The organism is Pseudomonas sp. PA-1-6B (genome assembly GCF_021609545.1).
Classification (GTDB): domain Bacteria; phylum Pseudomonadota; class Gammaproteobacteria; order Pseudomonadales; family Pseudomonadaceae; genus Aquipseudomonas; species Aquipseudomonas fluorescens_BV.
In genome coordinates, this window is record NZ_WJZM01000072.1 from 14879 (window position 1) to 27137 (window position 12259).

The following is a 12259-nucleotide window of genomic DNA, read 5'->3' on the forward strand; positions in this document are numbered from 1 at the left end:
GCCCTTCCAGGCGGCCGATTTTTTGGCCTACGGGTCGCTGGCCCTGGCGGACGGCGCATCGCATACTCACGCCCATACACGCAGCGTTGACCTATGCTGTTGAACGCCTGTGGCGCATTTTCGAGGGGTTGTTATGTTTTACGTGCAACGTGATGCACAGGGCGCGCTGGTTCGCGTAGAGGCTGCTGCCTTTAGCGAATCCACTGAAACCCTGCCGGCCGATCACCATGAGATACAGGCCTGGTACGCCAACGAAGTGGTGGAAACCAGCCTGGCCCAGCTCAAGCAGAGCGACTTGGAGATGATCCGGGTGCTGGATGACTTGATCCAGGTGCTGACCCGCAAAGGGGTGATCAGCGTGACCGACCTGCCGCCGGCAGCCCAGGCCAAGTTGATGGACCGTAACCAGGCGAGGGAAGCGTTGGGTGGGTTGAGCCAGTTGATCGATGATGACGAGAAAGGGCTTATCTGAGCCCTGGCGCCGAACCTGAATTTAAATGTGGGAGGAGGCTTGCTGTGGCGAGGGAGCTTGCTCCCGCTTGACTGCGCAGCAGTCACCGGCTTTTGGGGGCGCTTCGCACCCCAGCGCAAGCAAGCTTGCTCGCCACAACTGGCCCTATTTTAATCCAGTCATATCAGTGAGATTTCCAGGGCGCGGGCTCGCCAAACAGTTGGCCCTGCACGCCGAAAATCCCCATTTCACGAATCACCTTCAGTTCGCCTTCAGTCTCTACACGCTCAGCAATCAGCGGCAGGTCGATGCTATGGGCCGCTCGCTGGATGGCCTCGATAAACAGGCGCTTGTCACTTTCCTGGTCGATGGCGCGAATGTAGCTGCCGTCGATCTTCAGGTACGCCAGGCCCAGGCGCGCCAGGTTGCCGATCATGCTGAACCGCCCACCGAAACGTTGCAGGCTGAGGGAGAAGCCCAGCTCGCGCAGGCGGTGGGTCATCTGTTCCAGCACAGGCTGCTCAGGCAGTTGCTCCTCACCGATCTCCAGAGTGAGGCGCGGGCCCAGGTTGCTGTGCTGGCGCAGCAGGTCATAAATACGGTTCAGGGCCTGGGTATCTTGCAAGGTCGCGGCCGAAAGATTCAGCGCCAGGTTATCGGTGTGGCTGGCCATCTGCTTGAGCACCTGCTCCAGCATCAGGCGGTCCAGGCGGGCTGACCAACCAAAGCGCTCAAGCCACGGCAGGAAGCGCCCGGCCGGTATGGTGTGGCCGTCTTCGTCCTGCAAGCGCGACAGTACTTTGTAATGCAAGACCAATTGTGGGTCCTGGCTGGCGACAACCGGCTGGAAGTACAGCTGGAAGCGCTGCTGGGTCAGGGCCTGGTCCAACAAGGTGTGCCAGGCATGGTGATCGTCTCCCACGCTGGCGGCGGCGCTGCGGTCCAGGCACACCCAACTGGTGTCGCCCTGAGCTTGGGCCTGGGCCAGGGCCTGATCGGCCAGGGTCAGCAGGGCTTGGGGCGCGTCGCCATGGCTGAACGGCGCCAGGCCGATATAGGCGACCGGCGTAACGTCACTGGCGCCGGTCGCTTGCAGACTGAGCAAGGTGGTTTCCAGGTTTTGCGCCAGCTGCACCGCTTCTTCACGCATCAACCCCGGCGCCAGCACGGCGAACTCACCGCCACGAATACGGGTGACGAGGTTATGGGTTTCCGGGTACGGCGCGCACTGGCGCAGCAGTTGTTCGCCAACCGCTTGCAGTAATTGGTCGGTGCGCTGGCCACCGAGGCGCTGGTTGAGGCCGGCCAGGTCCTTGACCCGCAGCAGCAGCAGGTAGCCGGAGTTGGTCTCTTCCGGGTTACTGACGCGGGCGTTGAGCTGCATCTCGAAATAACGGCGGTTTGCGAGGCCGGTGAGGTTGTCCTGATAGGATTCGGTGCGCAGTTTTTCGCTACGCTCGGCCTGCTCCTGGAACAGCGCCTTGAGCTTTTCCACCATCTGGTTCATGGCCTGCACCACCCGCCGTAGTTCAGGCGTGCGGGGCAAGTCAGGCAGGCTGAGGAACTCACGGCGGGCAATGGCGTGGGACTGTTTGACCATATAGTCCAACGGCTTCAATTGCCGGCGCAGCAGCAGCCCACCGAGCACCACGCTGACCGCACCGCACAAGAGCAACCAGCCCAGGCTACCCAGGGCGCTTTGCCAGAGCTTAGCCAGGGCGAACATCGGATGGCTGACTACTTCTACCCGTGCGGCCTGTTCCCAGCCACGGCTGACCAGGGCATCACCGCCCGCCGGCTCCAGGCCGATCAGCTTGACGAACCAGTTGGGCACGCCGTTGTTGTCGGGAATACCGCTGCGCTCGACGATGGTTTTGTCGGTGGCCAGGTCCACGACGCGGATGCTGGCATAGTAACCGCTGTCGAAGATCGAGCTGACCAGCAGCTCCACCATGGCTGGGTCATCGATATTCGGGGTCAGCGACAGCGCCAATGCCGTCGCGGCATCCTGGGCGTGGGAGCGCAATTGGTTGACGTATTGGGTGCGCGAGCTTTCCAGGCTGACCATGAAGCTGCCGCTGAAGGCGACCACCAGGAACAGACAGATTGCGATCAATAGCTGTTTGAACAGAGACATCCGATCAGTTACTCCTAGTTGGCAGGCTCGGCTGGGAAGCCTTCCGCACGCATTTTTCTCAACACATCCTGCCAGCGCGACAAGCGTTTGGTATCACCGACTTTTTTGTTGCCTTTGGCACCAGGCAAGTACAGCCCCTCGGCGTTGAATGAGTACACCGGGACCAGGTCAGTGCGACGGGTAGCCGGCAGGATCTCATCCATCAGGCTGTCGAGCACCAGTGGGACGGCGTCGGGGCTCGAATAATAAGTCAGGACCATGTGCGCCCGATTCTGCCGCAGGGCCTTGACGTAGGTAATGCGCAATTTGTCGCTGGACACGCCCAGGTGACGCAAACTGAAATATTTTGCGATGGCGTAGTCTTCACAGTCACCAGCACCTTTCCAGAGTGCCTCGACGGGCGTCTCCCAGTAATCCACAACGTGCCAGAGATCGATGTCTTCCACGTAGGTCATTTGCTTGTTGAAGAACAAATTGACGACCTTGAGCTGCTCCTGCTCGCTGACCTGTTTTTCGCTCACCAACAGCCGCTGCCAGGCGTCGATACGCTGCTGACCTTGACCCAAAGGCCCGTAGACGGCGGTAGCCTTGCGGCTGATTTGCGAGAAATCCCAATCGGCACGTAGCCCGCCGAGCATCAGGCCGGCCAGTAAAGTTGCTGATAAAAGCCAGCAAAGCAGTCGATAGGGATTAAAACTTACCGCCAAAATGTTCAGTCCGTGAAAGAGACGGAATTTCCAGGGATGGTGAAGCCTGGCCCTACAAAAAACAATGGCACAGTGCAATCATCGCAGGAGGCCGCGTTTTTATAACCGCCCTTGTGAGAGACACAAAGTATGCTGTGTAAGCCCTTACAAACGGAAACTTTGGCTATTTGACAAGCACCTGGCCCATCTTTAGTGTTCTTTGGATCCAATTAGCCAGACTATTATTCAAGAAAGGAGGATAGCGCAACCGTGACGCAGAAGCCGAACCCATTAAGCAGCATCAAAATCAGCGGGCCTATTCCCGCCCATCTTGCGCGCTCCGTTATCGAAGAAACGTTGCGTAATGCCATCCTCGATGGGCGACTGCCCTGCGGCACCGCCATGCGCCAGCAAGAACTGGCCAGCCTGTTCGGCGTCAGCCGCATGCCGGTACGCGAAGCGTTGCGCCAGCTGGAGGCGCAATCCTTGTTGCATGTGGTGACTCACAAGGGTGCCGTCGTTGCTCCCTTGATCGAGGACAATTCGGCCGAGACCTATGCCCTGCGCATGTTGCTGGAGTCCGAGGCCCTGCGCCTGTCGATTCCATTGCTCACAGATGCGGACCTTACTCAAGCCGAAGCGTGTATCAATGCGCTGGAATGCGAGAAAGACTACACCAAGATTGGTCGGCTCAATCGCCTGTTTCACATGGTGTTGTACGGCAAGGCGCCCAACCAACGGCTGCTCACTTTGGTCGAGCACGGATTGAATGAGGAGGAGCGCTTCCTGCGCTTCAACCTTGAGGCGATGGGGCTGGGGGAGACTTCCCAGGAGGATCACCGCGAACTGCTGAGCCTGGTAGCGCAGAAGAAGGTCGAGGAGAGCATCCTGACGCTGCGTAACCACTTGATGCGAGGCATGGAGGTGATCGCGACCTACCTCAGCGGCCTTGAGAGCGCCGAAAAAAACCCCACTCAGTAGGTTTTTTCGCTTTTGCCCTTGATCCTTAGGTGATGTAGCAACTTTCTTATCTGGGATTGTTGCTCCATCAGAAAAAACAAAGAACCAAATCATAATTAAAGCGACTCAGCGCACAGAAAATTCCCACGTATAGATGGACAAATCACCACACACATAAACATCGGGAAAAACATCTAATACATTTGTACACCGCTTAAAACATTCAATCAGCTTATTATCGTCTCCCAGCAAGCCACACCTCTCACTCTGCTGCGTCTGCCTAGTTAAAAGGCCTCGCCGTGCGCGTGGCCGCGCTCAAGTTAGTCTTGCGCTCACAACTATAATATTCCAACACCGCTTTTTAGAGCACTCGCAACATTTCATAGGCGTCAACCATGTATCAACATTCACTCGCGCAAAAAAAACGACAACTTTTTGATCATCCGTTATTTATAGAAGTAAACAGCCTCGGCAAGTTACAACACTTCATGAAACACCACGTATTTGCTGTCTGGGATTTCATGAGCCTGACCAAACGCCTGCAACAGGACCTCACTTGCATGCAGTTGCCCTGGCTCCCCTCCACTGACCCGCACGCAGCCCGCTTGATTAATGAAATCGTGCTGGCGGAAGAGTCGGACGAGCACCCGACGCGGGGCTATTGCAGCCACTTCGAGCTGTACCTGGACGCAATGACGGAAGTGGGCGCCAGCACGGTCCCAATCACTCGCTTTATCGACCTGCAAAGCCAGGGAGTGGAGGTAAGCGCAGCCTTGCAGATGATCGATGCGCCCCAGGGCGTCGCCCGCTTCGTCGACAGCACCTTACAAATTGCCCTGAGCGCTCCGACCCACTGTGTGGCGGCGGCGTTCCTGCATGGCCGAGAGTGTGTGATTCCGTCAATGTTCGAAAGGCTTTTGCATAGCCATGCATTCATAGGTCGGCAGGCCCCTACGCTATGTCACTACCTCAGCCGCCATATCGAAATAGACAGCGATGATCACGAGCCTGCGGCGCAACAGCTGCTACAGCGCCTGGTCGACGCAGACCCCAGCCGTCAGCGACAGGCCGATAACGCAGCCCTGTGCGCCGTGCAGAGTCGTATTACCCTCTGGGACGACGTACTGGCCTCGATGCATGAGGTACGTCCGTGAACGCCGCTCATTACCAATCCTTTGCCGATGACTGGGAGCGTCGCGCAACCATCCGCACACGCCCCCGGCGGATGTTGGAAGACGACGACAAACTCATCTTCCCCCTGTGCCGTCAGCCTCTGGTGCTGAGTGCAACCTTTCTCAAGCACTGCCCGCAATGGCGCGACTTCGTGCTGGTGCAAAGCTTCTATAAATTCATCAATGACGTGGTGATTTTCGAAACAGAGATCGTCGACAAAACCGCTCGCAGCATCGCTAAAAATCGCTTCTCCCTGCCCTTCCCGCTCGCCTGCCGCTACGATGCGATGACGGTCGTTGTCGACGAGGATTATCACGCGCTGGTCGCGCTGGATTTCCTGCAGCAAGCCGTGCAGATGACCGGAATCCAACCGCTCGATCTACCCGGGCAAATTGAATTGGGCCGCGCGCTGCCGGCAGCCCAGGCACAGGTACCGGCATACTTGCACGATGCCGTAGAGTTGATCGGCGTCGCCATCGCTGAGAACACCGTCACCCATGACGTCGCAGCGTTTTCCAAAGATGGCAGCGTCAAATCCTCTGTCCGCGGCCTGATGGCCGATCATCTGTTTGATGAAGGGCGGCATGCGCGGTTCTGGACACAGTTGGTGCGCCTCTACTGGCAATCGGCAAGCTCTGAAGATCGCGACCACATTGCTCAAGCCCTGCCCGTGTTCCTGACGCACTACCTGACCAACGACCTACAGAAAGACTTCGATCTGCAACTGATCGAACACTTGGCTATCAGTGCCGATACGCGCCGGGCACTGCGCGACGAAATCCAGGCGCTGGACTTTCCCATCACCCACCAACATCCGCTGCTGGCCAATATCATGGGCCTACTGCACCACAGCGGCGTACTGCAAACCCCCAGCGTGGCACGAGCCCTGAGCGACTACCTGCCCGTATCGAGGAGGTTGGCATGAGGCGCTTGCAGATCGAGTGGCGTGGTACCGGTAACGCTCTGGCGGCGCTCAGGCAGGAGCTGGAGCAATATGGGCATGTGGCAGGAACGGGGTCTGTGGATCTGGTTATTGAAGACGGGAGTCAGCCGCTGCCGCCCTCGCCCGCCAGTGCGCCATGGTTAAGCTTGCGCGTGGGTATCGGCCCGCTCTGCGAACACGGGCTGCCCTCATTGCAGTTGCGCTGCTACGACCGGGAGTGGCGCCTGCTGACGGTGCACGACGTTGCCCAGGAACCCAGCGGCAATGGGCAGCGGTTGCGTCAGCAGGCAACGAATGCAGTGGTGGAGTGGGCTGCTTTGTTGGTCTGCGGTTTTTCAAGAGACCCCGCTTATTTCTCGGCAACGGCCGCTGCTAACGCCTGGCCTGAACAGGGCCTGCAAGAGTTGGATGCCTTGGCTTTCATGCACCGGTTCAACCACACGGCGGACCCTGCCTTACTGCACGCGGCCCGAACGCCCATGATCGAACGGCTGCAGGCCAGCCTCAATACCTTCGCGCATCGAACAGTGCTGAACATCGCCGGTCACGCGCTGACTTATCGGCAGCTCCAGCAACAAGCCATGGCTATTCAACAACGCCTGCTTCCCTTGCTGGAGGATGCCGAGGCTCCACAAGTGGTCGGCGTATGCCTGGAGAAATCTGCCGAGTTGTACGCCAGTATTCTCGCGGTGCTTGGCTGTGGCGCCGTGTATTTGCCGCTGGTGCCTGACCACCCGGAGCAACGCCAGCACTGCATGCTGACCAGCCTCAAGGCCTGTGTGCTGCTGGAGAATGGCCAGCACCCATTGCGAGAGCGTTTCGTTTCACTTGATGTGAGCCAGGTGGCCGCGCACAGCGCCGACATGACGCAACCGCTGATGCACCGTCCCCCCCGTGCCGACGAGCCGTGCGTGGCACTGTTCACCTCGGGTACGACGGGCCAGCCCAAGGGGGTACTGCTGAGCCAATACAACCTGGCGCACTTCACGGCCTGGCTCGTCAGTTGCGTGGCGTTGGATCAACACAGTCGCGTCCTGCAATTTTCGCCACTGGGCTTCGATTCTTCACTGATCGATATTTTCCCTGCATTGATCGCCGGCGCCGAGTTGATTGTGCCCAGCCCAGACCAACGTCACGACCCTCAGCAACTGGTAGAGCTGATTCGCAAGCAACGCGTCACTCACGGGTTTGTGCCACCGGCACTGCTCAGCATCCTGCCGCTGGATCAGCCATTGGGCATGACTCATTTACTGACCGGAGGTGATTTCTGCGAGCCCTGCGTGATCGAACAACTGGCCGGTCAATGCCAGCTGCATAACCTCTATGGGCCGACCGAGGCCACTGTGTTGGCGACCCATCGGGTATTCCAACGAGGTGACAGCCATCGCAATATCGGCCTCCCCATCGCTAACAGCCAGGTGCTGATTCTCGACGAGAACCTGCAGCCCGTGGATGAACAGGTAATGGGCGACTTGTACATTGTCGGTCCCGGAGTAAGCCTGGGTTATTCGAATACACTCTCGCGGGCCGACAATCCGTTCGTGACGCTGACACTGCCAAATGGCCAAGTGCTACAGGCTTATCGCAGCGGCGACTTGGCAAAATGGACGCAAGAGGGCATCGAACTGGGCGGCCGCAGGGATGAGCAAGTCAAGATCCGCGGGTTTCGAGTTCAGCCTCAGGATATTGAACAGTGCTTGCGCGATAGTCGCTTGTTTCGCCAAGTGGCAGTGGTGATCGATACGGCACACAGAGTCATCGGCTTTGCCGCCCAGCCGGAATCTGGCGCTACGCTGGCAAGCCTGAAGGAACATGCTCGACAGTGGTTGCCCGTGCATATGCAGCCCAGCGCTTGGAGCGAACTGGCATGCATGCCCCGTTCGAATAACGGCAAGATCGATCGCAAGGCCTTGCTGGCCATGCCAATACCCATACCCATCGGGATGGATCGCTGTCGCATACAAGACCCTTTGCAGGCACAACTGGCTGACGTGTGGGGTGAGCTGCTGGGATTACCCGCAGGCGAACTCTCGATTGATGAGAGTTTTTTCAACCTCGGTGGCCACTCCATCCTGTTGTCGACCCTGTTGCTACGCCTGCGCGAGCAGTTTGGACGCAGCTTCTGCCTGAGCCCCTTTTTTGAGACGCCGACCATCCGCACATTGGCCGCACTCATGGATGGCAGTGCACTGCCGGATACACCATCCGACCAGATGGAACAAGATGCGACGCGAGCACTGGAGGTCGAGGTGCTGCCCGAGACCCTTGCGGGAGACTCGCGCAAAGCCATCGTCACCGGCGCGAACAGCTTTGTCGGGGTTCATATTGTCCAGGCACTGCTGGCTGGCGGGGCGCAGGACGTGGCGTGCCTGGTGCGCGAGTTGCCCGGCCATTCGGCAGCGACAAGGTTCGCCCAGGCATTGCGCGAATACCGCTTGGAACATCTGGACCTGAGCCGAGTGCAGGTATATGCCGCCGATATTCGTAAACCTCGCCTGGGCTTGGCCGACGACGTGTACGAGCACCTCGCCCGTCATTACGGCGTGGTGGTGCATAACGCCGCGCAGGTCAATCATGTGATGGATTACGCCTCACTCGCCAAGGACAACGTCGAGCCGGTGCTGGAATGCCTGCGTCTTTGCGAGACCCATTGCAAGAAGGTCCTCAATTTCATCTCGACGCTGTCAGCCTGCAGCAGCGTGGACGTCGACGGGTTCGTGCTTGAAGCGCCTGCCCGACGCGCACTGCCGCTTTATGTGAAAAATGGCTACAACCTCTCCAAGTGGGTAGCCGAGCGGCTGTTAGGACGGGCAGTCGAGCAAGGGGCCTGGGTCAATATTCATCGGCCGGGAAATATCAGCTTCAACAGCCAGAACGGTGTTTGCCAGCCACAGAAAAACCGCTTGATGTTGATGCTCAAGGGGTCTCTGCAATTAGGGATGGTCCCGCGACTGGACGCCAATTTCGATCTGATGCCGGTGGACTTCCTGGCGCGTTTCATCGCCTACCACAGCGCGCGCTTTGACCCTGGGCGAAACGTGTTCAACCTGCACAACCCGTTGCCCTTGAGTTGGGATCAGTACCTCGATGTATTCAGCGAGGCTGGGCACGTTTTTGACCGAGTCAGCGTTGAGCACTGGCAACGGGCATTGCGCAAAGTGAACCGCAAGAACGCGTTGTTCGGAGTGCTGGGCTTTTACCTGGACGAACTGGGCGAAGACATCGGTGACACGTCGATGATCCGTTACGACAATGCCCGGTGGGGCGTGAAAAAAATGGGCATGTGCTATCCACCCAAGAGCCAGGCGCTGTTACGCAAAGGCTGCGACTATCTGAGCGCTATCAGCTTCCTCTGAATAGCACCCTGGACGTGAGACCAAGCGATCGGAGCGAGAGGCCTCGCTCCGATGCGGTCAGGATCAGATCTTGAAGCTATCGACCAATTGCTTCAGTCGGCTGGCCTGCTGGGACAGCGCATCGCAGTCCTTGAGCGTCTCGTTGAGGTTGGCCACACCCTGCTGGTTCAGCAAGTTGATCTGGTTGATATCGACGTTGAGGGTTTCAACCACGGCGGTCTGCTCTTCAGTGGCGGCCGCGACGGATTGGTTCATGCCATCGATCTCAACGATACGTTGCGTCACGCTGACCAGACGCTCACCTGCCTGGTTAGCGACTTCGACGCTTTCTTCGCTGGAAGCCTGGCTGGCGTTCATGGTGGTCACGGCTTCGCGCGAACCCACTTGCAGCGAAGTGATCATCTTGTGGATTTCTTCTGCCGACTCCTGGGTACGGTGCGCCAAATTGCGCACTTCATCCGCCACGACGGCAAAACCACGCCCTGCTTCGCCAGCACGGGCCGCTTCGATCGCCGCGTTTAGGGCGAGCAAGTTGGTTTGCTGGGAAATGCCTTTGATCACATCCAGGATGTGTCCGATGTTATCGGTACTGGCATTAAGGGTTTCGATCTGAGTGCAGGACAGGCTGATCTTTTGCGAAAGCTCCGACATCGCCTGAATGGTTTGCTCCACCACTTTACGACCATCGTCAGCTTGTTCGCTGGCACCACTGGCATGCTGGGACGCATCAGCAGCGTTGCGCGCGATTTCCTGGGTGGCGGCCCCTAGTTCGTTGATGGCTGCAGCCACGCTGTTGGTACGTGCGCTCTGTTCGTCAGAACCGATGATCGACGCATTGGATGAAGCCATCACACGCTGGGACAAATCGTGCACCTGGCGCGTTGCCGAAGACACTTCGGAAATCGACGCGTGAATTCGCTCGACGAACTGGTTGAATGCGCTGCCGACCTCGCCGAACTCGTCTTTGCTGGTCACGTCGAGACGTCGGGTCAAATCACCTTCGCCTTGGGCAATGTCCTGCATGGCCACGCCCATGGTGGTCAACGGGCGCAACAGTACTTGAATCAACAGGCTCAGGAGTACCGCAATAGCCACAACGGCAATCAACATCGCAATCAAGGCCGAAGTACGGAATTTGCCAAGCGGGGCATAGGCTTTTTCTTTGTCGATCGAAAGGCCGATGTACCAGTCAGCGCCAGGCAAGCCGCTGATAGGCGTGAAGGAAAGGATACGATCCTGACCGTTGAGGACAACGTCCTGATTGAGCTTCTCAATGCGCACGTCGGTGCCGGGATAGATGTCCTTGAGATTCTTCATCACCTGGTCCTGGTCCGGACTGACGATGACCTGGCCATCACCGCTGACCAGGAACGCATGGCCGATACCACCGAAGTCTACCGAGTTGATGATCTTCACAAGTGTCTGCAGGCTCAGGTCACCACCGACAACACCCAACAACTCGCCATTCTTTTTCACCGGCATGGCAATTGTCACAATCTGACCGCCCACAGCCGCCATATAAGGCGGAGTAAGCATGGTTTTGTCCGCCACTACTGCTTGCTTGTACCAAGGGCGCTGACGGGGGTCGTAGTCGTCAGGCATCTTCGCGTCAGGGCGCTGGGTGAATACCCCATTGGTTTGACCTACATAGGTGAACTGGAAATTGGTGGTGAATGCTGGCTGATCGACCAAACCTGGGAGGTCGGCGGCGCTGCCCTGGTGGGCAACGTTCTGCGCCAGGTTCTCGAGGACCAGGATGCGACCACTGAGCCAGTTCTGCACACTGCTGGCGGTAAGCTCGCCAGATTGCTGGATGGACGATGTCAGGTTTTGCCTGATGGTGCTGCGCTGCAGGTAGTCGTTGTAGAGGGTAAATAACGCGAAGGCTAAAACCACGACGCCTGACGCGGCCAACAGAATTTTATGACTGAACTTGAGATTCATTTCATCGACTTCTTTTGCCAAAGGGGGGTGAGCGTGCCGAGTGGAACATTCCATGTAACGGGATAGGCGGACTCTGCGGTCGCTCTATTTCGGTGCACGCATGGCTCGTCAGGCTTTCGGCTAAACTTCGACAAATCTTAGGAATTTGTGAGAAGCATCTTCTTTTAACGTAGGAAACCGACAGGCGGTAGCCGTAAGGCAGATTTGCTGCGGTGGGCCGCCCTAAACGACAAAACCCCTGTCTGCGTTAGCAGACAGGGGTTTCGGAATTCAATCTTGACGATGACCTACTCTCACATGGGGAAACCCCACACTACCATCGGCGATGCATCGTTTCACTGCTGAGTTCGGGATGGGATCAGGTGGTTCCAATGCTCTATGGTCGTCAAGAAATTCTGTGTACCAGACCGTTGTGTTGGCAACGTGCCGGTGAAATTCATGAGCTTCTACATAAACAAAACCCCTGTCTGCGTTAGCAGACAGGGGTTTTGGAATTTAATCTTGACGATGACCTACTCTCACATGGGGAAACCCCACACTACCATCGGCGATGCATCGTTTCACTGCTGAGTTCGGGATGGGATCAGGTGGTTCCAATGCTCTATGGTC

Annotated in this window: 8 protein-coding genes and 2 rRNA genes; 5 read left to right on the top strand and 5 right to left on the bottom strand. The window is 57.8% G+C overall.

The annotated features are described in order from the left end of the window. The first annotated feature begins 133 nt into the window (after positions 1-133). Positions 134-472 carry a tryptophan synthase subunit beta gene (locus GIV35_RS24390; protein ID WP_236264981.1) on the top strand — a complete coding sequence of 113 codons (339 nt, stop codon included), beginning with the start codon at positions 134-136 and terminating at the stop codon, positions 470-472. Positions 473-635: 163 nt separating this feature from the next. On the opposite strand, the gene lapD is transcribed toward GIV35_RS24390, so the two are convergent. After that, positions 636-2588 carry a cyclic di-GMP receptor LapD gene (gene lapD, locus GIV35_RS24395; RefSeq protein WP_105225323.1) on the bottom strand — a complete coding sequence of 651 codons (1953 nt, stop codon included), beginning with the start codon at positions 2586-2588 and terminating at the stop codon, positions 636-638. A gap of 14 nt (positions 2589-2602) precedes the next feature. Beyond that, complete coding sequence (gene lapG / locus GIV35_RS24400) at positions 2603-3226, bottom strand: cysteine protease LapG (protein ID WP_371264164.1); 624 nt, start codon at positions 3224-3226, stop codon at positions 2603-2605. A 318-nt stretch (positions 3227-3544) separates the two neighbouring features. Between lapG and GIV35_RS24405 the strand changes: the two genes are divergently transcribed. From GIV35_RS24405 to GIV35_RS24420, 4 genes are all read left to right on the top strand, one after another. After that, a complete protein-coding gene (locus GIV35_RS24405) occupies positions 3545-4255 on the top strand; it encodes a GntR family transcriptional regulator (RefSeq protein WP_200649158.1) in 711 nt (236 codons plus the stop codon). Positions 4256-4629: 374 nt separating this feature from the next. Then, complete coding sequence (locus GIV35_RS24410) at positions 4630-5388, top strand: DUF3050 domain-containing protein (RefSeq protein WP_236264983.1); 759 nt, start codon at positions 4630-4632, stop codon at positions 5386-5388. Continuing rightward, positions 5385-6332 carry a diiron oxygenase gene (locus GIV35_RS24415; protein ID WP_105225320.1) on the top strand — a complete coding sequence of 316 codons (948 nt, stop codon included), beginning with the start codon at positions 5385-5387 and terminating at the stop codon, positions 6330-6332. The genes GIV35_RS24410 and GIV35_RS24415 overlap by 4 nt, the downstream gene beginning before the upstream one ends. Next, positions 6329-9706, top strand: coding sequence for an amino acid adenylation domain-containing protein (locus GIV35_RS24420; RefSeq protein ID WP_213154163.1), 3378 nt, complete (start codon positions 6329-6331; stop codon positions 9704-9706). Before GIV35_RS24415 ends, GIV35_RS24420 begins: the two co-directional genes overlap by 4 nt. Positions 9707-9769: 63 nt before the next feature. Here the strand turns inward: GIV35_RS24420 and GIV35_RS24425 are convergent, their stop codons facing one another. The 3 genes from GIV35_RS24425 to rrf (GIV35_RS24435) form a co-directional block, all read right to left on the bottom strand. Further along, positions 9770-11650: a methyl-accepting chemotaxis protein gene (locus tag GIV35_RS24425; protein ID WP_105225318.1), complete on the bottom strand. Its 1881-nt coding sequence runs from the start codon at positions 11648-11650 to the stop codon at positions 9770-9772. 274 nt (positions 11651-11924) lie between these two features. Next, positions 11925-12040, bottom strand: a 5S ribosomal RNA gene (rrf, locus tag GIV35_RS24430). A 109-nt stretch (positions 12041-12149) separates the two neighbouring features. Continuing rightward, positions 12150-12259 (bottom strand): 5S ribosomal RNA (rrf, locus tag GIV35_RS24435); the annotation flags it as partial.